Here is a 21,944-nt window from a genome sequence, read left to right as displayed (position 1 = left end):
GGCATCATCTCCTTCGTTCTTCGTTTACGAGGCGCGTGCGACGGCCGATTGCGAGGCCATCAGGTTCTCGATCAGTGAGGCTGCATGCTGCGGACGGTGGAAGAGGTAGCCCTGACCATAGTCAAGCCCCATCTGGTGGAGCGTGCGGCATTCCTCTTCGGTCTCGATACCCTCGGCAATGACGGTGCAATTCATCTTGTGGGAGAGCGTGGTGATGCCTTCGATTAACATACGGCTTTTCTGGCGCACGTCGTCGTCGCCGTCGTTGATGGCGCGGGTGAAGGACTGGTCGATCTTGATGATGTCGACGGGGAAGCGGTTGAGGTAGCTCAGCGACGAATAGCCGGTGCCGAAATCGTCGAGCGCGATACGGCAGCCAAAGCGACGAAGCTCCGTGACGATCATGCGAATCTCAGGATTGTCGTGCATCAGCACGGCTTCGGTGATCTCGACGACGATGCGCTCGGGGCGGATGCCGTGGCGACCGACGAAGGCGGCAAGACGGGCCGGCAGCGCCGGCTCGAACTGCAGTGGCGAGAAGTTGATGGCGAGATAGGTATCCTGCATGCCTGATATGCGGGAAATTTTTGCGAGGTTGGCGATCGCCTTTTCCATGATGACGTTGCCCACCCGGACGATCTTTGCCGTCTCCTCGGCGACGCTGATGATCTCGGCCGGCGGCATCAAGCCCTTCTGCGGATGGTTGAGGCGCATCAGCGCCTCGAAACCGGCAATCCCGCGGCCGTTCAGGTTGACGATCGGCTGCAGGAAGGCCTCGAACCAGTCGTCGACGAGGCCGGCTTCGATGTTGGCTTCGATTTCGGCGCGGCTGCGGGCACGGTCGAGCATGGCATTGTCGAAGAGCTGCGCGCCGTTCTTGCCGTCGCGTTTCTTTGCATACATCGCCATGTCGGATTTCTGCAGCAGTTCGGCCGCGGTTGCAGCATGATGCGGATAGATGGCGATGCCGACGGAAGCGCTCAGATGCATGTCGGGGGCGAATGGCGTTTCGAAGATCGAGGCAATCTGCTCGCACATCACCCTGGCGCGTTTTTCTGCATCCTTCGCCGGCAACAGGATGGCAAATTCGTCGCCGCCGAGACGGGCTGCCTCGTCGGAAGGGGCAAGATGGGCCTTCAGGCGCTCGACGAGCTCGACCAGCGCCATGTCGCCGGCGGCATGGCCCATATTGTCGTTGATCCACTTGAAGCGGTCGAGATCGACGAAGAGACAGGCGAGTTCCTGGCCGGCGGCGTCGGCGGCGGCGATCTTGTTGTCGAGGACGGCTTCGAAGCCCTGGCGATTAAGAAGCCCAGTCAAGTGATCGGTGATTGCCTGGCGGTGGTTGCGGTCTTCGGAGGCCTTGAGTTCGGTGACATCGGTCATGACCGATAGCGAGAGGCGGTCGTGAGCGCCGGCTCCCGCCTCCGATTCCATGATGAGGACGTCCATCGTGCGGCCGTCCAGGCAGACAAACTTGACGGTGACGGTCAAGCCGCTTTCGGCCCGGCGGCGCTTAACGAATTTGTCGCGGGTGGTGGGGGTGACGAGATCGGCGAAGTTGCGGCCGATGACGGCAGCGCGGTTGTAACCTGTGGCAAGCAGCCAATAATCGCTGACGGCGGTGATGCGATCCTCCTCGTCGAGCGAGAAGAGCATGGCGGGAGTCAGATTGTAGATGTCGGTGGCGCGGCGGTGAGCGAACTTCAGCTCCTTTTCCTCGCTTTCGAGCTTGGTCTGCATCTCGTTGAAGCTATGGGCAAGTCGCCCCATCTCGTCGTTCGACTGCCAGTCGACATGATGGCGGGAGCCCAATTGGCGGGTGGCTTCGATCGCTGCCGTCAGCCGCATCAGCGGCTGGATGACGAAGAAGCGGTTGCCGATCAGTGCCGTGCCGAAAACGGTCAATACCGCAAAGATGAAGATCGAGATGAAGACGACCTCTTCCTGCTTCAGGCCGGAAAACAGGCCGAGCGCGGGATAATAGACGCTGATGCTGCCGAGGTTCCTCGGACCGTCGACGGTGTTGTAGATGATGGCGCGCGACACCTGCACCAGCTTGCCGTCGAATGAGCGCGGAATGGTGGACTGGCTGACGTCGAGCTGGCCTGACTGGTCACGCACTTCGACCCTGACGATGGCGCCTTGGGAAACGACCGTCGCGCTGATCTGGGTAACGCTGTCTTCATCGAGGTCCCACAGGGGTTTGGCCAGCGCCTGGGCATTGGCGACAAGAAGAACGGAGATATGGTCACGTATTTCCTTGTCGGCCCGTTCCGAGGAAAGAAAAAGGAAGAGAACAAAGAGGGGAGCGACAAAAACGAGCAGCGCTCCGCAAACTATCGCAAAAAATCTGTTCTCAACGGAATTGTTCATGGTTCCGTCTACTCCCCAGGCCGACCATATTTGCTGTCGCGCGTTGAGGCGGGCTTCTTCGCAGCTGACGGATCATGCTTTCACGAATTTGTTAAATGTTGCTGAAACGGGGCATTTCCGGGCAATGAAAAGCCCGCCTTCCAGGGGAAAGCGGGCCATATGCTTTATAAATTGGTCGAAGCGATCAGGCTTCGGCTTCGCCTTCCGCGGCGCTCTCGTCGATGCCGGCAGCCGGAGCGATAATCGTCGCGATCGTGAAGTCGCGGTCGATGACCGGGGTCACGCCCTTCGGCAGGGTGACTTCCGAGATATGGATGCTGTCGCCGATCTTCTTGCCGCTGAGGTCAATGTTGAAGAACTCAGGGATCGCATCGGCCGGGCAATGAACTTCGACTTCATGGCGAACGATGTTCAGAACGCCGCCGACCTTGAGGCCCGGGGACTTCTCTTCGTTGATGAAGTGAACGGGGATTTCGACGGTCACCTGGGTGTTGCCGGAGACGCGCAGGAAATCGACATGCAACGTGAAGTCACGGACCGGATCGAGCTGGTAGTCCTTCGGCAGAACCTTGTGCTTCTTGCCGTCGATTTCGATCGTCGCCACGGTGGTCATGAAACCACCGGCGTGAATGCGCTTCGTCACCTCATTGGTGTTGAGAGCGATGGCAATGGGGGCCTGCTTGTCACCATAGATGACAGCGGGAATCAAACCGTTGCGGCGAAGTTCACGGGCGGACCCCTTACCAACCCGTTCGCGCGCCTCGGCCTTGAGCTCGTAAGTTTCCTGGCTCATGGCTATTCCTTTCGAGGTTATATGGAGAGTTCGGCGGCGGGCAAAAGCCTTGTTCCGACGAACCGGAGGCGGTATGACCCGACCTCATCCGCGTTGCCTCCAAGGGTGTCTACACGGACCGGTGGCCTATATTATAAGTCGATCGGAAACGCAAGTTGCGGATTCGGGCTGTTTTCCGGTGATATACACGCTTCGACAAGCCGAAACCGCATTCGAGCATTGCGTCGATCGTCAACGGCGAGCCGAATGGCGCATACGAGGAGGCGATATCCTCGCCCGTCCGAAATACGCGGCCGTATGAACGGCGAAATTGCCATTCTCTGCCACAGCTGAGGTTGACATCGGCGCGCTTCGCATCTTTGGATGGCCGCATTCAAAAAAGGGGCTGAGGAGAAATCGGACTATGCGTCTCAAACTTGTCACGGCAACGAGCTTGCTGGCACTTTGCCTTGTCACCACGGCTCAGGGTGTCGAGATCAATCAGGATGGCGCCAATGCGGTCAAGGGCAATCTGACGAAGCTGCTTCCCGAGGATCTTGCGAAGAGCGGCCTGCTTACCGTCAATCCGGCAGGCACTCGCTACGAGATCATTTACGATCTGGCGAAGCTGCTTGCCAAGGCCGATCCGGCGACATTCGCGATCAACGGGCTGACGCCGTTCTCGATGTTCGCTACGCCGCTCGACAGCGGGCTCTGGAACATTGAGGGTGACAACAAGCTCAACGTCTCCGGCCATTTCAAAGGCCCCGACCAGAAGCCAACGGATTTCTCCTACTCCATCGCTTCGCTTGTCTACACCGGCGTCTTCGATCCGGCGATCAGCTATCTGCGCTCCGGCACTTTCACCGCCAAGGACATCAAGGTCGCCAGCAAATCCGACACCGAGGAAGTCCATGCCAGCTTTGCCGGGATGGACCAAAAGCTGACTTCAACGGACAGCGCAGGCGGCAATGGGCGTATCGATTTTGCCGGTAGCGGCTCGATGTCGACTTTCGTCGAGCAGGTTTCCGGCCTGCAAATGCCGCCTGTTGAAATCCGTGCCGACTCCATTGATTTCGATGCCAAGGTGAACGGCCTGCCGGCCAAGCAAATCCGCGAGATCGTCCTTTTCATTCTCGACCATCTCGAGGAGAAGGAACTAAGCCCGGAGAACAGCGACAAGATAAAGGGAATGCTCAAGCAAGCCTTTCCGATTCTTGCCTCGTTCAGCGAGACAATCGGGGTCAATAACCTGACCATCAGCAGCCAGGTAGGCAATGGCGGCGTCAAGGCGTTCGGTTACAACCTGGCCATCGATGGGCCGAGCGATGCCATGCGTTTCGGCTTCGGTATCGACGCTCAGGACATCAGCCTCGACAGCCCGGCGATGCCGGCAAGTTATTCGCCCTTCGTGCCGACCAATTTCGATCTGCAACTCGCCATTCCGAATCTGGATTTCGCAACCTTCGGCGACGCGCTCATGGCGATGGATTTCAACGCCAAGCCGCCGGAGCAAAGCGGCGACGAGATGGCGAAAAAGCTCTTCCGCGATGGCCGGCTCACCGTCGAGTTTCCGAAGGTCAGCGCCAAGTCCGATGTCTACGACGTCGACATGACGGGCAAGATCGAGGGACGCGTCGATACTCAGAAAGACTATTCGATGGAGGCGACCATCCTTGCCCGCGATCTCGACAAGACGATCGCCGCGGTTCAGGAGCTTGCCAAGACAGATCCCGACCTCAACCAGGTCTCCTTCGGCATCATGATGGTGAAGGGCTTTGCCAAGACCGATGCAGATGGCCGCTCGCGCTGGGACATCAGCATCAGTCGCGATGGTTCCGTGGCGATCAATGGCCAGCAGATCAAGGGTCCGGATGGTCCTGATCAGGATCAAGATCAGGAGCTGGAGCCAGACCAGCAGGAACCGGATCAGGGTCAGGACGCGGTACCTGCGCCGCCGCAGCAACCTTGAGCGTTATCAATTGGCATCAGAAGTGAAAGAGGCCGGCCTTGTGCCGGCCTTTTGCGTCTTGCGTCACAAGCCCTGCGGAGACCAACGATCGGGACGGCGGTTTGCGACGCGGCTCCGCGACAATCAACGGCCAGCAATTCATGCGGCTCGGAGAGCATGCCCGGCAATAGCTTGGTCCATCTGAAGTAGAGATTGAAAGAGCCGGTCGAACGCCGGCTCCTTTTAATCGAAGAGGCTGGAGACGGACTCTTCCTGAGCCGTGCGGCTGATGGCTTCGCCGATCAGCGGCGCCGTCGTTACGACGCGGATATTGTGGGCCGAGAGGACGGCCGTGGTCGGCTGGATGGAATCCGTGATGACGAGTTCGCGCAGCTTCGAGGAGGTGACGCGGGTGACCGCGCCGCCGGAGAGAACGCCGTGGGTGATATAGGCGGTGACGCTGGATGCGCCCTTGGCCAGCATCGCGTCGGCCGCGTTGCAGAGCGTGCCGCCCGAATCGACGATATCGTCGATCAGCAGGCAGTCCTTGCCGGCAATGTCGCCGATGATGTTCATGACTTCGGATTCACCCGGCCGATCGCGACGCTTGTCGACGATGGCCAGAAGACAGTCCAGGCGCTTCGCGAGCGCGCGGGCGCGAACCACGCCGCCGACGTCGGGCGAGACGACCACGACGTTGCTGAGGTCATAGTGGCTCTTGATGTCGCGGGTCAGCACGGGCATGGCAAAGAGGTTGTCTGTGGGTATATCGAAGAAGCCCTGGATCTGCCCTGCATGGAGATCGAGCGTCATGACGCGGTCGGCGCCGGCTTCGGTAATGAGGTTTGCGACCAGCTTGGCGGAGATCGGCGTGCGGCCGGAGGCCCGGCGATCCTGACGGGCATAGCCGAAATAGGGTAGGACGGCGGTGATGCGGCGGGCTGACGAACGACGCATCGCGTCGATCATGATCAGCAGTTCCATCAGATGGTCGTTGGCGGGAAAGGCGGTCGGCTGCACGAGGAAAACGTCCTCACCGCGCACATTTTCCTGGATTTCCACGAAGATTTCCTGATCGGCAAACCTTCGAACACTGGCTTTCCCCAAGGGAACATTGAGATAGTTGCAGATCGCTTCGGCGAGTTGCCGGTTCGAATTGCCTGCGAAAACCTTCATTTTGGTCCGCCTGTTACGCGCTGATAGCCGCGCTTTTTAGTCAGCTTCCCCGTGAATGCAAGGGCAAAGGCGCCACAGGCTTCCATATTTGCAAAAAGTTTGTGACTAACCGCCTTGAGTCTGCCGCCAGGAGGAGAATTCCGCGATGGTTTTTGAGCCGATTTGCTGCATCACCGAGGCCGGAACGCCCGCCCAGGGATCGGCCGCGGCCGTCGGCACGCTTTCCTGTCCCTGGATGCGATGCAAGCGGCCGCCGCCGCTGTCGAGAACGTCCCAGACATAGACGACGGTAACCTTGCCGTCGTCGCTGAAGGCGGAGAGATAGCCTTTGAGGATGTAATCGCTGCTCGCATCGTTCGAGCTCTTGATGGAAAGGCCGTGCGCGCGCGCCTCGGTGCCGAGCTGGCGCGAGAGCGGTGTCACGGCCTGCACCGGCGCGCCGATGATCGGCAGGAAGCGCACGGTACTGCCGCGAACGGAGGAGGAACTGGAGGGGAGGGCGGCGGTCTGCTGCGGCTGTTGTGCCTCGGCCGGCTGAGCCGACTGTGCGGGAAGCCCACCACTGGCCACCGGCGGTGGCAGCGATTGTCCGTCGATCGGGGCGGAGGCGGCCGGCGAGGAGCTGCTCCTCGACAGGGCGTCTGCCTGCTCCTGCATCGTCGTCGGCGGCGCGCCGGTGCCGGGCCGATAGGCCTGCTGTGACTGATCATAGGCTGGATGGTAGCCGCCCTGCTGCGAGCTTGCCGAGAAACTCGGCTGGCGGGTGCCCGCCAACCGCTCGGCTTCGCTCTGCGTTACCGGGCTCGACGACGGGCGGCCGGAGGAATCGCCGATATCGACCTGCGGCGTCAGCGCATCGGTGGTGTTGCAGGCGGTCAGCAGAGCCATGACGAACAGGAACGTGGGCACAATCGCAGCTCGCGTCATCCCTTGATCCGTCCTTCCCACAATCGCAATCAGCCCCACCCGAATTTATGCGGGTGGGGGCGGTCGTCTGTCAATTCCGGATTCTCACCGGTCAAAGCCCGATGAAATCGAGCGGATGGCGCGACAAGGCGCGCGGCGCATCCGGTGTCGTCAGATAAGTCTGGCCGAGCGTCATCGCCGTGCCCGTATCGGAATCGGCGATGATCATGTGCACGAAGAGCGACATGTTCGGCTCGATCGGCTGCGGATTGCCGACATGGAACATCTGATGCTCCATCCAGGAGGGCGAGAAACGGGCGCCGAGCGAATAACCGCAGGCATTCAGCCGGTGGCGGGCCAGGCCGCGCTCATCGATGATCCTGGCGTGCATGTCGAAGACATCGCCGAAGGTCTGGCCGGGCTTCAGCACGGTCTCGATCGCCTCGATGGTTTCGCGGCAGGCGTTGTAAAGCTCGCGATGGCGATGCGTCGGCTCGCCGATGACGATCGTCCGCATCATGGCGGCATGGTAATGCGCATAGGCGCCGGCCCATTCGAGCGTCAACTGGTCGCTGGCGTCGAGCTTACGGCGGCCGGCCTTGTAGCGGCAAAGCAGCGCGTCGGCGCCGGAGCCGATGATAAATTCGTTGGCGGGATAGTCGCCGCCGCCGGAAAAGATCGCGCCCTGCATGGCGGCGAGGATATCGGCCTCGTCGGCGCCGGGTTTTGTCAGCCGGATCGCAGCATCGAGCGCATCGTCGGCGAGAGCGGCGGCGCGCTCGACATAGGCGACCTCCGTCGGGCTCTTGATCAGGCGCAGGCGGCTGACGAGGTAGGAGGCGTCGACGATCTGGCCGAAGGTGGTCAATTGCGCGTCCAGCAGGCGGGCGACGCGGCCGGTCATGCCATGCGTATCGTATTCGACGCCGATGCGGGCGCCGAGCAGATCCATCTCGACCAGCAGGTTCTTCAGGTCGAGCGTCGGGTCGGCATTGACCCGGTCGACCCAGATATGGATGTCCTCGAGGATTGAGGTATGCCTGGCCTGGCGAAGATCAGCCGAGCGGGTGATCAGCGCCATGGTGCCGTCGCTCTTGACGACCAGCGTCTGGAAGAAGCAGTAGCCGAAGGTGTCGTAGCCAGTCAGCCAGTACATGCTTTCCTGGGCGAAGAGCAGCAAGGCGTCGAGCTTTTCTTCCTTCATCTTCTCGGTGAGGCGCGCAAGCCGGCTTGCGAATTCGGCCTTTTCGAAGTGCAGTGCCATTCTGCTCAAGTCTCCCTGATTGATATCGCGGAAATCTGGCGGCCGTAATCCGGCTCCTTGCGATGTGTCGTCCTGCGGTAGGAAAAGAAGCGCTCGTTGTCCGGATAAGTGCAGAGGCCGAGGCTTTCGGCCCGCACGCCGGCTTTCGCCAGCCGGTCGACGGTCAGCGCCGGCAGGTCGAACATGGCGTGGCCGGGCGTTGCGGAAGGCACGAAAAAGCGCTCGTCGTCCGGGTTTTCGGCGACGAAACGCTCGACGAATTCGGGACCGACCTCATAACTTGCCTGGCTGATCGAGGGGCCGAGGCAGGCGACGATGCTGCCGCGGTCCGCACCCAGCGCCTCCATGGCGGCGACGGTATTTTCGAGCACGCCCGTCAATGCGCCCTTCCAGCCGGCATGAGCGGCGCCGATGACGCGATTGTCCGGGTCAGCAAACAGGATCGGTCCGCAATCGGCGGCAAGCACGCCAAGCACAATACCAGGGGCTGCCGTTACCATCGCATCGGCGTCGGGGCGGATGCCGTCATAATCGGCGCCGATCGTCACGACATCGGGGGAATGGACCTGATGCACGGTTGCCAGCCGCTCGACCGGCAAGCCGAACCAGGCGGCGACGCGACGGCGATTTTCCAGGACCTTGTCGCGTTCGTCGCTGGAGCCGAGGCCGACATTGAGGCCGCGATAAAGCCCTTCGGAAACGCCGCCGGCCCGAGTGAAATAACCGTGCCGGATCGTGCTGCCCGCCGCCTGGTTCAGCAGCGCGCTTTCGATCGGTGCGGGAGAGGCCGCGTCCTGCATCTGTGATTCCGGGGTTTTCGAGGGGTTTGTCATGATCCCAAGCGCATCGCATATGCGGCGCGCTTCAAGTTCTTGTTTCGGGCGGATGTTGAACCAGCCGCGTGCGCCCTGTCAATCCACCGGACGAAAGGGCATGAGATCGATGGCGGGGTAGGAGACCGCCATCACCTTGAAGAGTTCGCCCATCCGGCCTTCACCGGCGCCGGCGAGCCTTTCGACCGCCGTCTGGATGACCTGCTGGGTTTGCAGCTCGCGATCGCGGCTGAGGGCGGTTGCGCGCTCGAGGATGCCGAGACCGGTCAGAAAATCACCCTGATGCAGGGCGCCGTTCAGATGGAGGCCGGCCGCAAGCGCCGTTTCGGCGAGTTGCTGGAAGTCGACATGACTCGTCAGATCGGCTTCACCTGGATGGGCGAGCGGCGGGTCGAATTCATGCATGCGCACGGCCTGCAGCGTATCGCCGAAGCCGGTGACGAGATGGCCGTAGTCGATCGTAAGCGCCGTGCCGCCGAAGGCGCGCAGCCGCTCGCAGATCGCCATCATCACCGCCTGGCGGGCAGGCGAGATCTCGAAGAGCGTGCCGACCGGCACGTCCTGCACCGGTTCGGGCAGCAAGGTGGGGTCGATGCCGGCGACGCCGGCGGCAAAGGTCAGCTCGCCATCGGCGTCGATGCCGACCATGCGCTCGCGGAAACCCGTCGGCATGCGAACGAACTGGCGGATGGGGATGGCATCGAAGAGTTCGTTGGCGGCAATCAGCGTGAAGCCGGGCGGTACTTCATCGAAGCCATCGTGCCAAGTGATCTTCTCGCCGTGGTGTTCGAGCGTCTGGCTCTGGACGTCGCGCAGGCGCTCGCTGGTTTCGACGAGATGCACGGTCATGGCGTCGAAAAGCGGTGGAGCGATGCGGGAGATGACGCGCAGCATGTCGGCCATCATGGTGCCGCGGCCGGGGCCGATCTCGACGAGGCGGACGTCCGTCGGTGTGCCGTGGCGCTGCCATGCATGGACGATGAAGACGCCGATCATCTCGCCGAAGATCTGGCTGACCTCGGGCGCGGTGACGAAATCACCGGAACGCCCGAAGGGCTCGCGGGTGCGGTAATAGCCGTGTTCGGGGTCTGCGAGGCAGAGCGAGAAATAATCGGTGACGCTGATCGGGCCGTTGGCCTGGATGATCGCCTTGATCTTTTCGCCTAGAGCGGTGGTCATGTCGCGCGTCCTGCCGTTTTCAGAGCTGCAGCGCAGCCTGGCGGCGGGCCCGCAGCATCGCCCAGAGGCCGAGCAGGATCATCGGGGAGGAGAGCACCATGCCCATGGTCAGCCAGTTCGTGCCGAGGAGATAACCGAGCTGGGCGTCAGGCTCGCGGAAGAATTCGACGAAGATGCGCGACAGCGCATAACCGCAAACGAAGACGCCTGTAATGAAGCCGGGGCTTTTCAGCGCGCGCATGCCGTAGACCAAGGCGGCCAGCACCAGGAGCAGAACGATGCCTTCGAGGCCGGCTTCGTAAAGCTGGCTCGGATGGCGGGCGAACGGGCCGCCAGTCGGGAAGACCACGGCCCAGGGCACGTCGGTCAACCGGCCCCAGAGCTCGCCATTGATGAAATTGGCGATGCGGCCGAAAAACAGGCCGAAGGGAACGACGGTGGCGACGATGTCGAACAGGCTCCAGATCGGGATGGCGTTGCGGCGGGCAAAGAGGATCATGGCGATCGTCGTGCCGGTCAGGCCGCCATGGAAGGACATGCCACCGTTCCAGATCTCGAGCGCACGGACGGGACTGCGCAGGACGGCAGGGAGATCATAGAAGAAAATATAGCCGAGACGGCCGCCGAGGACGACGCCAAGCGCTGCCCAGACGATGAAATCATCGAGCTGCGTCCTTGATATCGGCGAGACGTTGCCGGGCCAGAGACTTTCATTGGCGGCGAGGCGGCGCGCATAGGCCCAGCCGAGCAGGATGCCGGCGACGTAAGCGAGGCCGTACCAGTGAATCGCCAGCGGACCGATCGAAAAGGCGATCGGATCGATATCCGGGAAAGGCATGATGGCAAGGAGATCGGCTGTTATCGGCAAGGTTTTCCACCTGTTGAGTTGCGCGGAACATGCCGCTGCGATCCCGGACGGTCAAGTCCATTGTTCGTGATGGCTCGTTCCCGGCCGGTTCCGGCAAGCTTATCCCGTGCAAAGCGCTTGCATCGTCGATGGTGAAGCCCTACCTCAACTCTTGAAGCCCTGAAGGGCTGAATTCACCTCATGCGAAGGGAGAAAACCGCCATGACGACCGGAACGAACCGCATCATGGACGAATTCGCCAAGCTGATGACCGATGCGGCCGGTGCCGCCCAGGGCGTCCGCAAGGAGATCGAAACCGCCTTCAACGCCCAAGCCGAGCGTTGGCTGAACAGCATGGACATCGTCAAGCGCGAGGAGTTCGAGGCTGTGCGCGAGATGGCGATCAAGGCACGCGACGAGAATGAGGCGCTTGCCGCCCGCATCGCAGCACTCGAGGCAAAGCTTGCCGGCGAGGGCGCTTAAATCCTAGTACGACACAGATGCGGCGTTGCCTTCATGCCACACGCCGCATCTTCCGTAAAAAAACCAGGTGAGTTTTCCACCTGTGGACACTGCCAAAAAAGCCAATTCGCAGAGTCGCTTATTCTCCCTTCTGAATTGAATTTCGAAGAGCCTTTCCACAGTGGCCGGTCCTATTTTCCGTTCGGGGGGCTGGCAGGGGGCAAGGGGCGCTATACACTGATTTTAAATGATGATTCGAAGCGACTTGGTAAGCTCCGGGCAGGTTATCTGCGTTAAGTCTGGCAGCGGTTCAACGATCATCCGAGTGGTGGTTTCCGGTATTTGCGTGTGTCTTTCTTGTGTTCGTACACCAAGTTAGGTCGCATTCGTTCCGGTCAAGAAGGTGCTGCATGAACCTGATGGAATTGGAAGTCGAGCGTCAGTCGAACCCGGTCGACATGATCGAGTACGTTGCCTCCAACAACGACTGGTCGTTCGAACGGTCCGGCGAGGACGAGATCGCGATGACGGTCGAGGGGCGCTGGACGGACTACCACGTCTCCTTCTCCTGGATGGAGGAATTCGAGGCGCTGCATCTTGGCTGCGCCTTCGATATCAAAGTTCCCGACATCAGGGTCAACGAGGTGGTCAAGCTGCTCTCGGCGATCAACGGGCAGGTGCTGATGGGTCATTTCGATCTCTGGCGCCAGGAAGATGTCGTCATTTTCCGCCAATCGCTGCTGCTTGCCGGCGGTGCGGAGCCTACCAATCGCCAGGTTGAGGTGCTGCTTTCCAGTGCGCTTGATACCTGCGAGGCCTATTTCCAGGCATTCCAGTTCGTCGTCTGGTCCGGCATGGAAGCGACGAAGGCGATGGAAGCCGTGCTGTTTGAAACGGTCGGCGAGGCTTGAGATGCCGACGAAGGCTTTCTCCTCGACACATCCCGTCGTACTGATCGGCGCCGGAAATATGGGTGGGGCGATGCTCTCCGGCTGGCTGAAGAGCGGCGTTCCGGGCTCGGCCGTCATTGTCGTCGATCCCGGTCCGTCGCCGGCGATGCTGGCGACGATCAACGAGGCTGGCGCCACCCATCTGACCGCGCTTCCCACGGATTTGAAGGCAAGCGTGCTGTTCCTGGCGGTCAAGCCGCAGGTGATGGAGACGGTGCTGCCGGCGGTGAAGAGCGCCGTCGGGCCTGACACGGTCGTCGTCTCGGTCGCGGCCGGCAAGACGCTCGGTTTCCTCGAGAAACATCTCGGCAAGGCCGCCATGGTGCGGGCCATGCCGAACACGCCGGCCATGGTCGGGCGTGGCGTCACCGGCGCCTTTGCCAATTCAAGGGTCAGCGATCGGCAGCGCGAACGCGTCCATTCCCTTCTGCGCGTCTCGGGCCCAGTCGAATGGGTGCCCGCGGAAGCCGATATCGATGCCGTGACGGCGCTTTCGGGCAGCGGCCCGGCTTATGTATTCTATCTCGTCGAATGTATGGCGGAGGCAGGCCGTAAACTCGGTCTGCAGGCGGACCTCGCCATGCGTCTTGCGCGGGAAACAGTCGCGGGGGCTGGTGAACTCATGCACCAGTCCCCCGACGACGCTTCGCGGCTGCGGGAGAATGTAACCTCTCCCGGTGGCACGACGGCGGCGGCGCTGGCCGTACTGATGGCCGAAGACGGCATGCAGCCCTTGTTCGACGCAGCACTCGCGGCGGCGCGCAAGCGGGCCGAGGAACTGGCCGGCTGACGGAGACCATATGGCCGAAGAGATCACCTACGCCGATTTCGAGCGTGTCGACATTCGCGTCGGCACGATCATCGAGGCCAGTCCCTTTCCGGAAGCGCGCAAGCCGGCGATCAAGCTGGTGATCGATTTCGGCCCTGATATCGGCACCAAAAAATCCTCAGCGCAGATTACTGTGCATTATACGCCGGAAAGCCTGCTGGGCCGGCAGGTGCTCGGCGTCGTCAACTTTCCGCCGCGCCAGATCGGGCCATTCCGCTCGGAAGTGCTGACGCTGGGAGTCGAGGACGAGAACGGCGCGATCGTGCTTGCTGCCGTCGAACAGCCGGTCCCGAACGGCCGAAAGATGATGTGAGCGCAAGCTCACACTTAAAGCGCGTCGCGTCGAAGCGGATTCATGCGACGCGCTTTAAGTCCTTGTTTTATGCATGTCGCCCAAAACCGCTGCGCACTTTTGGGCGACATGCTTTAGTTGTTCAAGGCTTCGCCTGATGTGCCGGCATCGGATCCTCCACGAGGTCTGATCTCCCGTAGAAATGGATTGCTGCGCCGCTCGTCGCCGATGCGGCTGCCCGGGCCGTGGCCGCAGATGAAGCCGACGTCGTCGCCAAGCGGCAATACCTTGTCGCGGATGGAATCGAGAAGCTGCTGATGATCGCCGCCCGGCAGGTCGGTGCGGCCGATCGAACCGTTGAAGAGGACATCGCCGAGATGGGCGAAATTCTGCGCACGGTTGAAATAGATGACGTGGCCGGGGGCATGGCCGGGCGTGTGATAGACCTCGAATTCATGGGCGCCGAAAGAGATCTTGTCGCCGTCTTTCAGCCAGCGGTCGGGCACGACGTTACGCAATCCTGATATGCCGTATTTCGCGGCCTGGGTCTCGATCCGCTGCAGCAGTGGCAGGTCGTCCTGATGCGGGCCAACCACGTCGATGCCGAGAGCTTCCTTCAGTTCACTGGCGCCGCCGGCATGGTCGAGATGACCGTGTGTCAGCCAGATTTCCTTGATGGTTAGGCCGTTCTGGGCGATCGCCTGCAGGATGAGCGACACGTCGCCGCCGGGATCGACGACGATGCCTTCCTTGGTATCGGGATCGAAGAAGATCGTGCAGTTTTGCTGGAAGGGTGTCACCGGAATGATGCCGGCCTGGAGCATGCCCATAAGTGCCTCGCTTGGTGTCTCTGCTGCTTCGGGTATAATCCGAAACCGCGGCAAGGACAGCCGGAATCTTGTGCCATGGGCGCTGTGCCTCACGGTAAAAAGACGGACCGCAACAAGAATTTATGCCCCTCTTTGCCATCGTCGCAGGGTGATAAAATCGTTTTTCTCTCAATTCTTCCAAACATTTGCATGAAATCTCCCGCAAGTAGTGCTTCGCTCGGCGGAGCACAGGGGAACATCGTGGAACCCCGTGCGTTGTCAGCCCATCGAAACCAAGGAGACGCTCATATGACCTTAAAGAGAAACATTCTGCTGGCAGGCGCGGTGCTGATGGCTAGCGCCGGTCTTGCGCAGGCGGAGATGATGGCGACGACGGTCAATGATCTCAACGTCCGTGCTGGCCCCGGCCCACAATATCCCTCGGTCGGTCTTGCCACCCGCGGCTCCACCGCAGTCCTCGACGGCTGCATCGAAGGCAGCCGCTGGTGCCGTGTCGACGTCAACGGCATGCGTGGCTGGGTCTATGCCGATTATCTGCAGGTCGATCACGGCGGCAGCTCTGTTATCGTCGAGCAACACCGCTCCGAGATCGGCGTTCCCAGCGTGACCTACGAGTCGACCGCGAGTGTCGTTCCGGCCGAGCCGCAGCCGGCGCCGGGCGACGAGTTGCTCGGCCCCGTCGGGTCGGTCGAGACTATCACCCCGCCGGAGACGGTCCGCACCTATATCGACACCAACCCGGGTGAGACGGTGCAGCTTGGCGGCGATGTCGTCGTCGGCGCGGAAGTGCCTGCAGACGTTACCTTCCAGACGATTCCCGACTACGAGTACCGCTATACGAGGATCAACGATCGGCCGGTGCTGGTCGATCCCGGTACGCGCCGGATCGTCTACGTCTATCAATGACGTGATCGACAGAAACTGAGGCGAGGCGGACGTCGGACCGCCTCGTTTCGGGGCGCTTCTCCCTGCCTTAATCCCGCATCGGTTGATTTTTCTTAACGCTTTCCTCCGAAATATGATAAAATGCTAATACGCCAAAGATCGGCGTAGCCGGGCGATCGGGGAGATCGCCAGAGGAGGAAATCATGGAAGCCCTACTTCCGCTCATCACACAATTGATTGCCGGTGCAATCGGCGGCAACGCCGCGAGCGCCGCTTTGAAGCAGCAGGCGATCAACGTCGTCGCCCGTACGATCGCAGGCGCGATCGGCGGCGTTGCCGGCGGTATGCTGCTCAGCATGGTCGGTGGGGAAGCGGCTATGACCGGCCTGATCGCCGACGGCATCGGCGGCCTGATCGGCGGCGGCATTCTCTCGACGCTTGCCGGACTGGTCATGGCACGGGCGCACAGGTAAAAAGGCCCGGCAGGCGTTTATCTACAGCGCCGCGCGCTTTTGAGACGCGCAAAGAACGCTGTAGCACTTTAAATTGCTGCATAATTTTACCCTTCAATCGATTCCGATTTAAGGAATTATGCAGTAGCCGGCCGATTTCCTGAGGGTCTTATTCGGCGGCGATCACCGCCGGATAGACTTCCTTCATGTAGTCGTTCATTTCGGAGATCGTCGACGGCGTGAAGCGGTACGGGCCGGTTTCGGAAACCGGGGTCACTTCCGCAGCCGAACCGGTGAAGAAGCACTCGCTAAAGCCGGGGAGTTCCTCCGGCAGGATCGCGCGTTCGATCACCTCGATGCTGCGGCGTTTTGCAGCCTAGGGCTACGCCGATGCTATGGTGCTCGATTATCGCGGCCAGGTCGCCGAAGCGACCGGCGCATCCCTAACTCCTCAGGCGCTTCACGCGCCATGCCTGTTGATTGTTGTCCCCATTACGTCTTATCCACAGACGCAAGGGGAAATCGCGTGTTGCGTCGGAGTGCCAGACGGGCCTTAGTTTCCAGGAAGTGCCAGGGAAATGAGGAGACCGTGCGGGCCTCCCGCAGAGTTCGCGGAAGCTAACAGCCAAATTTATGTCAATAAAGCTGACATATCTTCGCGAAAGTTTCCCGCAGCGCGCGGAACGAGAAAGGAATGCCGAGTGTCACGACAGACCGGCCCGAAAGTAGGCAAGCCAGAGCCGCTGGGCACGCCGATGGAAGATACTGATATCATCGATTTCGAGATCATCGAGCTGTTCTTCTTCGCCTATCGCGACTTCGTTTCCGATCCGGATGCCATCCTCGAAAAGAGCGGCTTCGGCCGGGCGCACCATCGCGTCGTGCATTTCGTCAACCGCAATCCCGGCATGACGGTGGCTGATCTTCTCGATACCTTGAAGATCACCAAGCAGAGCCTCGCAAGGGTGCTGAAACAGCTGATCGATTCAGGCTATATTCGCCAGGTGGCAGGTCCCGAGGACCGGCGGCAGCGCAAGCTTTATCCGACGCAATCGGGACGAGAGCTGGCGCTTGCCCTTGCCGAGCCGCAATCGCGCCGCATTGAGCGGGCATTCGAAGGGGCTTCTGCGGAGGTGCGGGAGGGCGTAAAAGCTTTCCTCAGCGGCATGCGGGACAGACAGAGGGCGGATTGAATGGCGGTCAAGACAGGTATTTCCGACGATGCGGCGCATTTGCTGGTGGTCGATGACGACTCCCGTATCCGCGCGCTGCTCAATCGTTATCTCGCCGAGAACGGCTTCCGCGTCACTGTCGCCGCCGACGGCGCCGAGGCGCAGCGCAAGCTTGCGGGTCTCGATTTCGACCTGATCATCATGGATGTGATGATGCCGGGCGAATCCGGCATCGACGTCACCCGCGGGCTTCGCGCCATCAAGAACGTCCCGATCATCATGCTGACGGCGCTGGCAGAATCGGGCAACCGCATTGAAGGCCTGGAGGCGGGCGCCGACGACTATCTTTCCAAGCCCTTCGACCCGCGCGAACTGGTGCTGCGCATCAACAACATCCTGCGCCGCAACGCCGGCGGCGAGGGACCGAAGATCGAACAAGTGATGTTCGGCCCCTACACCTTCTCGCTGACCCGCAAGGAGCTGAAGAAAGCCAGCGAGGTGATCCGGCTCACCGACCGCGAGCAGGAGATCATGCTGCTCTTTGCACGGCGCGCCGGCGACACGATCCCCCGCCATGAACTGATCGGCAACGATACCGAAGTCGGCGAGCGGACGATCGACGTGCAGATCAACCGGCTGCGGCGTAAGATCGAGGACGATCCCGCCAATCCCGTCTGGTTGCAGACCGTGCGCGGCATCGGATACAGGCTGAGCATCGACTAAACTCAAGGTTCGGGACCGGCGCTGATGGTGACGATCGACAGCTTGCGGCGGGAAGACCGCACTTCTGCGCCGGGCTGGCGCTGGATCGTCCGGTGGCTGCGCCGCCGGCTGCCGACCGGACTTTACGCGCGCTCGCTGCTGATCATCATCATTCCGATGGTGCTCTTGCAATCCGTCGTCGCCGCCGTGTTCATGGAGCGCCACTGGCAAATGGTGACGGAGCGGCTGTCGCTTGCCGTCACCCGTGACATCGCCGCCATCATCGAAATCATCGAGACCTATCCGCAGAACTCGGACTATAGCGAGATCATCCGCATCGCCCGCGACCAGCTCAGCCTGCAGATCTCGATCGAGCCGGACGGCGATCTGCCGCCGCCGCGCGTCAAGCCTTTCTTCTCGATTCTCGATGGCATCCTCAGCGACGAGATCACCGACGAGATCCACCGGCCTTTCTGGATCGACACAGTCGGAAATTCGAACCTCGTCGAGATCCGCATCAAACTCGACAACAAGATCCTGCGGGTGCTGACCAAACGCAGTCAGACCTATGCGTCGAACACCCATATCTTCATCGTCTGGATGGTCGGCACCTCGCTGGTGCTGATCGGCATCTCGATCCTCTTCCTGCGCGGGCAGATCCGGCCGATCCTGACCTTGGCGCGCGCGGCCGAAAGCTTCGGTAAGGGGCAGAAGCCCGATAATTTCTATCCGCGCGGCGCCGACGAGGTCAGGCGCGCCGGTCTTGCCTTCATTCTGATGCGGGAGCGAATCGAACGGCAGATCGAACAGCGCACCGCGATGCTCTCCGGCGTCAGCCATGACCTGCGCACCATCCTCACCCGCTTCAAGCTGCAACTGGCGCTCGCTGGCGACAATCCCGACCTGCATGGGCTGAACGATGACGTCAACGACATGCAGACCATGCTGGAGGCCTACATGGCCTTTGCACGCGGCGAGGTCGAAGAGGATGTCGGCGAGCTGAAACTCAGTGAGATCTTCGCAAAGCTGGAATCCGATTTCGCCCTGCACGGCAAAAAATTCAGCTATTCCATCGAAGGCGATGACGACATATCCGTCAGGCCGAACGCTTTCATGCGGCTCGTCACCAACCTTGCCTCGAATGCTCGGCGTTATGCCAATAGGCTCGACATCGAAGCCAAGCACAACGCCAAATGGCTGACCGTCGTCTTCGACGATGATGGGCCGGGCATTCCTGAGAAGAACCGCGAGGACGTGTTCAAGCCATTCTTCCGGCTGGATACGGCGCGCAACCTGGATGCGTCGGGCACCGGCCTCGGCCTTGCGATCGCCCGCGACATCGCCCGCAGCCACGGCGGCAACGTCACGCTCACCGACAGTCCGCTCGGTGGGCTGAGGGCAACGATCCGCATTCCGGCTTGAAGGCATCTCGCGCAAAAATGTGCAGCGGTTTTGCGATAACGACATGCGTAGAAACAAAGAGATAAAGCGCAAGGAGCGAATCTGAAAGATTGCGACGGGCTTTAGACGCCGGCGGCCGTCAGCTTTACGGCTTTGCGCGCATCGAAATCATCCAGGTGTTCGACGATCCAGCGCCAGAGCGTGACGACTTGCATGAGGAGGTCGCGTCCGAGCGGCGTCAACTCATATTCGACGCGCGGCGGCACTTCGGGATAGAGCGTGCGGATGATGAGGCCATCTCTTTCGAGGGTGCGCAGCGTCTGCGTCAGCACTTTCTGGCTGATGCCCTCGACCCTCTCCATAAGGCGTGAGAAGCGCAGGGGTGCGCCGGCATCGGAGAGTACGTGCAGGATGCGCAGCGGCCATTTCGCCGCCGCCCGCTCGATCAGTTCACGGGCCCGCCCATCCTGTTCGTCCGTCATACTGCTGCAGAAATCGAAGATGTCACTGGTCAAGTCAGTTACCTCAAGGTGTGTATAGATCGTCCGGGTACCTTCTTTCGATTGGATACAATAGACCATACATGAGCCGGGAACCAAAGCAGGAGGTTTCCGATGTTCAGAGTCTGGTTGATAACAGGGAGTTCGCGCGGTCTTGGCCGGGCGCTGGCGGAGGCGGTTTTGGCCTCCGGCGACAATTTGGTGGCAACTGCGCGCGATCCCGGCCAGCTTGCCGATCTTTCCGAGCGGTATGGCGATCAGGTCCTGACGCTGGCGCTTGACGTGACCGACGAGGTGGCGGCAGCGGCAGCAGTCGAGGCTGGTGTGAAGAGGTTCGGGCGCATCGACGTGCTCGTCAACAATGCCGGCTACGGCAATGTCGGCTCGATCGAGGATACCAGTCTTGCCGATTTCCGCGCCCAGATCGAGACCAACCTCTTCGGCACCATCATCATGACCAAGGCTGTCATCGCCCTGATGCGCGGGCAGGGGGCGGGGCACATCATCCAGTTCTCATCGGTCGGCGGCCGGATCGGACCCGCCGGGCGCGGCGCTTATTCGGCGGCGAAATTCGGTGTCGAGGGCTTTTCCGAGGTGCTGTCGAAAGAGGTCGCGCCGTTCGGCATCAGGGTGACGGTGATCGAGCCCGGCGGCTTCAGGACCGATTTCGCCGGCTCCTCGACGGTGCTTGCCGAAGGGCGGCAGGACTATGCGGAGACGGTCGGTGCTACGGTGCGTTTCCAGCGTGAGTACGATGGTCGCCAGCCCGGCGATCCTGCCAGAGCGGCGGCAGTCGTCATCCACATCGCCGGTCTCGACGAGCCGCCGTTCCGGCTGCTGCTTGGCAGCGATGCGGTACGCAATGTCGAAAAGGCGGATGCGGCGCGTATCGAAGCCGATCGGATGTGGCGCACCGTGAGTGTCTCGACCGATTTTGATGCTGAGGCCGAGCCCATGCCCTGGGAAAAGAAGACCGGCTGACGCAGGCAAAACAAAAGCGCCGCTAAAAAGCGGCGCTTTGCATCAGGGATATTCGACGATTCAGCCGGCGGTGCAGAAGTGGCTGCGGCCGTCATTGCCGACATAGGTGCCGCTGCGCGGATCGAAGGAGCGGTAGCGGTAAGAGCAGTAACGCTCCCATTGCGGCGACCAGGGCTCCACCGCCGTGCGGACCGGCGCGTAATATTGCGGCTGATCGACATAGACGCGGCGGGGCGCGCGATAGACCGGGGCGGGCTCGTAATAATCCGGCTCGTAGGCCGGGTCGATGTAGCGGCGTTCTTCGTAGACCGGACCGTTATTGGCGTTGGCGATGGCCGAACCGACGATCAGGCCGGTGGCAAGGCCGACGGCGCCGCCGACCCACGCATCGTTGTTGCCGTGATTGCCGTGGCGCCAGTGGCGGTCGCGGGCCGACGCTTCACCGATGGCGGAAAGCGTGAGTGCGGCAGCGGTTGCCGTCAGCAGAATGGTCTTGGCGAGCCTTTTCATAAGCATAAATCCTAATCCCGGGAACCGAACGCCGGCCCCTTTCTCGATGATGAGAGAAGTACAGATTTGTAGCTGAACGAAGGCTGAACGACAAAACCCGGCATTGCTGCCGGGCTTCAACTCGAACTCGCCAGCCTTGTTAAGGGTTCAGCCCGCAATCTGCAGATTGACGGCTTTCGGGCCCTTGCCGCGGCGATCCGGCTCCGTGTCGAAGCTTACCTTCTGGTTTTCCGTCAGACCGGCCAGGCCGGAGGCCTGAACGGCAGAAATGTGAACGAAGATATCGGCGCCGCCCCGGTCCGGCTTGATGAAGCCGAAGCCTTTGTCGGTATTGAAGAATTTTACAGTGCCAGTCTCTGCCATGCCTCAGGTCCTTTTCTCTCTGCCCGCCATCCACACGGGCAGCATCATAGCATTGCCTCCTTGCGGGGAGGTGTTGGCAGGCAATTCTTGAAATGTGAGAAAAAGGTCCCCTCTACCTCGGCCTGTTCCAGGCAGGACTTTCGCCCGCCATTTTCGGAACCGGCTGACCGGAATATTAGCGTTCCCGGCGCGCAAATACTTAAGGACTTCCCATGCTCGCAAAATGCCCGAACGCGCTGAGAGTGCTGCGTTTAAAGGATTTTGGCAAGCAAAAGTTTTTTAACGTGTCGCTCCGGGCACACCCCTGCCGA

At 61.1% G+C, this 21,944-nt stretch carries 23 protein-coding genes and 1 pseudogene; 11 read left to right on the top strand and 13 right to left on the bottom strand.

All coding sequences use genetic code 11. The features are described 5' to 3' along the window. Window positions 1–24 precede the first annotated feature (24 nt). Together AB8B31_RS15270 and AB8B31_RS15265 are read right to left on the bottom strand one after the other, a co-directional pair. Window positions 25–2,376: a putative bifunctional diguanylate cyclase/phosphodiesterase gene (locus AB8B31_RS15270; RefSeq protein WP_439007464.1), complete on the bottom strand. Its 2,352-nt coding sequence runs from the start codon at window positions 2,374–2,376 to the stop codon at window positions 25–27. A 184-nt stretch (window positions 2,377–2,560) separates the two neighbouring features. Next, window positions 2,561–3,169 carry a 50S ribosomal protein L25/general stress protein Ctc gene (locus tag AB8B31_RS15265; RefSeq protein WP_018243034.1) on the bottom strand — a complete coding sequence of 203 codons (609 nt, stop codon included), beginning with the start codon at window positions 3,167–3,169 and terminating at the stop codon, window positions 2,561–2,563. Between the two features lie 403 nt (window positions 3,170–3,572). Here AB8B31_RS15265 and AB8B31_RS15260 point away from each other — a divergent pair, with 403 nt between their 5' ends. Then, window positions 3,573–5,120 (top strand): hypothetical protein, encoded by a 1,548-nt coding sequence (locus AB8B31_RS15260; RefSeq protein WP_047618557.1) that lies wholly within the window; start codon window positions 3,573–3,575, stop codon window positions 5,118–5,120. Between the two features lie 222 nt (window positions 5,121–5,342). Here AB8B31_RS15260 and AB8B31_RS15255 read toward each other — a convergent pair whose 3' ends face one another. The 6 genes from AB8B31_RS15255 to lgt all read right to left on the bottom strand — a co-directional run bounded on the left by AB8B31_RS15255 (window position 5,343) and on the right by lgt (window position 11,325). Beyond that, on the bottom strand, window positions 5,343–6,275 hold the full coding sequence (locus tag AB8B31_RS15255; protein ID WP_018073974.1) for a ribose-phosphate pyrophosphokinase: 933 nt from the start codon (window positions 6,273–6,275) through the stop codon (window positions 5,343–5,345). 105 nt (window positions 6,276–6,380) lie between these two features. Further along, a complete protein-coding gene (locus AB8B31_RS15250) occupies window positions 6,381–7,202 on the bottom strand; it encodes a hypothetical protein (protein ID WP_018243032.1) in 822 nt (273 codons plus the stop codon). A gap of 91 nt (window positions 7,203–7,293) precedes the next feature. Then, entirely contained in the window at window positions 7,294–8,445 is a 1,152-nt protein-coding gene (locus tag AB8B31_RS15245) for a M24 family metallopeptidase (protein WP_018243031.1), read from the bottom strand. A gap of 5 nt (window positions 8,446–8,450) precedes the next feature. Then, window positions 8,451–9,245: a peptidoglycan editing factor PgeF gene (gene pgeF / locus AB8B31_RS15240; RefSeq protein WP_018243030.1), complete on the bottom strand. Its 795-nt coding sequence runs from the start codon at window positions 9,243–9,245 to the stop codon at window positions 8,451–8,453. Window positions 9,246–9,356: 111 nt separating this feature from the next. Beyond that, window positions 9,357–10,457 carry a class I SAM-dependent methyltransferase gene (locus AB8B31_RS15235; protein ID WP_018243029.1) on the bottom strand — a complete coding sequence of 367 codons (1,101 nt, stop codon included), beginning with the start codon at window positions 10,455–10,457 and terminating at the stop codon, window positions 9,357–9,359. A 19-nt stretch (window positions 10,458–10,476) separates the two neighbouring features. Continuing rightward, window positions 10,477–11,325, bottom strand: a complete 849-nt coding sequence (lgt, locus tag AB8B31_RS15230; protein ID WP_047618549.1) for a prolipoprotein diacylglyceryl transferase — start codon at window positions 11,323–11,325, stop codon at window positions 10,477–10,479. A gap of 201 nt (window positions 11,326–11,526) precedes the next feature. Here lgt and AB8B31_RS15225 point away from each other — a divergent pair, with 201 nt between their 5' ends. From AB8B31_RS15225 to AB8B31_RS15210, 4 genes are all read left to right on the top strand, one after another. Continuing rightward, entirely contained in the window at window positions 11,527–11,787 is a 261-nt protein-coding gene (locus tag AB8B31_RS15225; protein ID WP_003541711.1) for an accessory factor UbiK family protein, read from the top strand. Window positions 11,788–12,176: 389 nt separating this feature from the next. Next, the gene (locus AB8B31_RS15220; RefSeq protein ID WP_003541709.1) at window positions 12,177–12,677 is read left to right on the top strand and encodes a YbjN domain-containing protein; all 501 of its coding nucleotides are present in this window, start codon (window positions 12,177–12,179) and stop codon (window positions 12,675–12,677) included. 1 nt (window position 12,678) lies between these two features. Then, window positions 12,679–13,506: a pyrroline-5-carboxylate reductase gene (gene proC / locus AB8B31_RS15215; RefSeq protein WP_018243027.1), complete on the top strand. Its 828-nt coding sequence runs from the start codon at window positions 12,679–12,681 to the stop codon at window positions 13,504–13,506. A 10-nt stretch (window positions 13,507–13,516) separates the two neighbouring features. Continuing rightward, window positions 13,517–13,858, top strand: coding sequence for a tRNA-binding protein (locus AB8B31_RS15210; protein WP_047618545.1), 342 nt, complete (start codon window positions 13,517–13,519; stop codon window positions 13,856–13,858). 113 nt (window positions 13,859–13,971) lie between these two features. Here the strand turns inward: AB8B31_RS15210 and AB8B31_RS15205 are convergent, their stop codons facing one another. Next, window positions 13,972–14,667 carry an MBL fold metallo-hydrolase gene (locus AB8B31_RS15205; RefSeq protein WP_047618542.1) on the bottom strand — a complete coding sequence of 232 codons (696 nt, stop codon included), beginning with the start codon at window positions 14,665–14,667 and terminating at the stop codon, window positions 13,972–13,974. 288 nt (window positions 14,668–14,955) lie between these two features. Between AB8B31_RS15205 and AB8B31_RS15200 the strand changes: the two genes are divergently transcribed. Together AB8B31_RS15200 and AB8B31_RS15195 are read left to right on the top strand one after the other, a co-directional pair. After that, a complete protein-coding gene (locus tag AB8B31_RS15200) occupies window positions 14,956–15,573 on the top strand; it encodes a DUF1236 domain-containing protein (protein ID WP_047618539.1) in 618 nt (205 codons plus the stop codon). Between the two features lie 182 nt (window positions 15,574–15,755). Then, window positions 15,756–16,025 (top strand): hypothetical protein, encoded by a 270-nt coding sequence (locus AB8B31_RS15195; protein ID WP_003541697.1) that lies wholly within the window; start codon window positions 15,756–15,758, stop codon window positions 16,023–16,025. A gap of 148 nt (window positions 16,026–16,173) precedes the next feature. Here AB8B31_RS15195 and AB8B31_RS15190 read toward each other — a convergent pair. Next, window positions 16,174–16,377, bottom strand: a pseudogene (locus AB8B31_RS15190) (branched-chain amino acid aminotransferase); the annotation flags it as partial. Window positions 16,378–16,705: 328 nt separating this feature from the next. On the opposite strand from AB8B31_RS15190, the gene AB8B31_RS15185 reads away from it, so the two are divergent. Genes AB8B31_RS15185 through AB8B31_RS15175 form a run of 3 tightly spaced genes read left to right on the top strand, consistent with a single transcriptional unit; the run spans window position 16,706 to window position 19,300 of the window. Beyond that, entirely contained in the window at window positions 16,706–17,197 is a 492-nt protein-coding gene (locus AB8B31_RS15185; protein ID WP_026230704.1) for a MarR family winged helix-turn-helix transcriptional regulator, read from the top strand. Beyond that, window positions 17,198–17,899, top strand: coding sequence for a response regulator (locus AB8B31_RS15180; protein ID WP_003581129.1), 702 nt, complete (start codon window positions 17,198–17,200; stop codon window positions 17,897–17,899). 24 nt (window positions 17,900–17,923) lie between these two features. Further along, window positions 17,924–19,300 carry an ATP-binding protein gene (locus tag AB8B31_RS15175; protein ID WP_047618532.1) on the top strand — a complete coding sequence of 459 codons (1,377 nt, stop codon included), beginning with the start codon at window positions 17,924–17,926 and terminating at the stop codon, window positions 19,298–19,300. 101 nt (window positions 19,301–19,401) lie between these two features. Here the strand turns inward: AB8B31_RS15175 and AB8B31_RS15170 are convergent, their stop codons facing one another. Next, a complete protein-coding gene (locus AB8B31_RS15170) occupies window positions 19,402–19,860 on the bottom strand; it encodes a winged helix-turn-helix transcriptional regulator (RefSeq protein ID WP_018243020.1) in 459 nt (152 codons plus the stop codon). A 33-nt stretch (window positions 19,861–19,893) separates the two neighbouring features. On the opposite strand from AB8B31_RS15170, the gene AB8B31_RS15165 reads away from it, so the two are divergent. Next, window positions 19,894–20,760, top strand: a complete 867-nt coding sequence (locus AB8B31_RS15165) for an oxidoreductase (protein WP_130652834.1) — start codon at window positions 19,894–19,896, stop codon at window positions 20,758–20,760. 60 nt (window positions 20,761–20,820) lie between these two features. Here the strand turns inward: AB8B31_RS15165 and AB8B31_RS15160 are convergent, their stop codons facing one another. Together AB8B31_RS15160 and AB8B31_RS15155 are read right to left on the bottom strand one after the other, a co-directional pair. After that, entirely contained in the window at window positions 20,821–21,276 is a 456-nt protein-coding gene (locus AB8B31_RS15160; RefSeq protein ID WP_183619175.1) for a BA14K family protein, read from the bottom strand. A 141-nt stretch (window positions 21,277–21,417) separates the two neighbouring features. Beyond that, entirely contained in the window at window positions 21,418–21,633 is a 216-nt protein-coding gene (locus AB8B31_RS15155) for a cold-shock protein (protein WP_003561293.1), read from the bottom strand. Window positions 21,634–21,944 lie beyond the last annotated feature (311 nt).

The sequence above is a fragment of the Rhizobium sp. 62_C5_N11_2 genome, from assembly GCF_051811185.1.
Taxonomy (GTDB): Bacteria; Pseudomonadota; Alphaproteobacteria; order Rhizobiales; family Rhizobiaceae; genus Rhizobium; species Rhizobium leguminosarum.
The sequence above is the reverse complement of the archived record's forward strand: the minus strand, read 5'-3'. Positions and strand labels throughout refer to the sequence as shown.

Excerpts from the sequence above, each read along its gene's own strand:
- AB8B31_RS15250 (WP_018243032.1), bottom strand. The coding sequence starts at position 7,202 with ATGACGCGAGCTGCGATTGTGCCCACGTTCCTGTTCGTCATGGCTCTG.
- AB8B31_RS15180 (WP_003581129.1), top strand. The coding sequence starts at position 17,198 with ATGGCGGTCAAGACAGGTATTTCCGACGATGCGGCGCATTTGCTGGTG.
- AB8B31_RS15225 (WP_003541711.1), top strand. The coding sequence starts at position 11,527 with ATGACGACCGGAACGAACCGCATCATGGACGAATTCGCCAAGCTGATG.
- AB8B31_RS15260 (WP_047618557.1), top strand. The coding sequence starts at position 3,573 with ATGCGTCTCAAACTTGTCACGGCAACGAGCTTGCTGGCACTTTGCCTT.
- AB8B31_RS15160 (WP_183619175.1), bottom strand. The coding sequence starts at position 21,276 with ATGCTTATGAAAAGGCTCGCCAAGACCATTCTGCTGACGGCAACCGCT.
- AB8B31_RS15210 (WP_047618545.1), top strand. The coding sequence starts at position 13,517 with ATGGCCGAAGAGATCACCTACGCCGATTTCGAGCGTGTCGACATTCGC.
- AB8B31_RS15200 (WP_047618539.1), top strand. The coding sequence starts at position 14,956 with ATGACCTTAAAGAGAAACATTCTGCTGGCAGGCGCGGTGCTGATGGCT.
- AB8B31_RS15220 (WP_003541709.1), top strand. The coding sequence starts at position 12,177 with ATGAACCTGATGGAATTGGAAGTCGAGCGTCAGTCGAACCCGGTCGAC.
- AB8B31_RS15265 (WP_018243034.1), bottom strand. The coding sequence starts at position 3,169 with ATGAGCCAGGAAACTTACGAGCTCAAGGCCGAGGCGCGCGAACGGGTT.
- proC (WP_018243027.1), top strand. The coding sequence starts at position 12,679 with ATGCCGACGAAGGCTTTCTCCTCGACACATCCCGTCGTACTGATCGGC.
- AB8B31_RS15235 (WP_018243029.1), bottom strand. The coding sequence starts at position 10,457 with ATGACCACCGCTCTAGGCGAAAAGATCAAGGCGATCATCCAGGCCAAC.
- pgeF (WP_018243030.1), bottom strand. The coding sequence starts at position 9,245 with ATGCAGGACGCGGCCTCTCCCGCACCGATCGAAAGCGCGCTGCTGAAC.
- AB8B31_RS15245 (WP_018243031.1), bottom strand. The coding sequence starts at position 8,445 with ATGGCACTGCACTTCGAAAAGGCCGAATTCGCAAGCCGGCTTGCGCGC.
- AB8B31_RS15165 (WP_130652834.1), top strand. The coding sequence starts at position 19,894 with ATGTTCAGAGTCTGGTTGATAACAGGGAGTTCGCGCGGTCTTGGCCGG.
- AB8B31_RS15270 (WP_439007464.1), bottom strand. The coding sequence starts at position 2,376 with ATGAACAATTCCGTTGAGAACAGATTTTTTGCGATAGTTTGCGGAGCG.
- AB8B31_RS15170 (WP_018243020.1), bottom strand. The coding sequence starts at position 19,860 with ATGGTCTATTGTATCCAATCGAAAGAAGGTACCCGGACGATCTATACA.
- AB8B31_RS15205 (WP_047618542.1), bottom strand. The coding sequence starts at position 14,667 with ATGGGCATGCTCCAGGCCGGCATCATTCCGGTGACACCCTTCCAGCAA.
- AB8B31_RS15155 (WP_003561293.1), bottom strand. The coding sequence starts at position 21,633 with ATGGCAGAGACTGGCACTGTAAAATTCTTCAATACCGACAAAGGCTTC.
- AB8B31_RS15255 (WP_018073974.1), bottom strand. The coding sequence starts at position 6,275 with ATGAAGGTTTTCGCAGGCAATTCGAACCGGCAACTCGCCGAAGCGATC.
- AB8B31_RS15195 (WP_003541697.1), top strand. The coding sequence starts at position 15,756 with ATGGAAGCCCTACTTCCGCTCATCACACAATTGATTGCCGGTGCAATC.
- AB8B31_RS15175 (WP_047618532.1), top strand. The coding sequence starts at position 17,924 with ATGGTGACGATCGACAGCTTGCGGCGGGAAGACCGCACTTCTGCGCCG.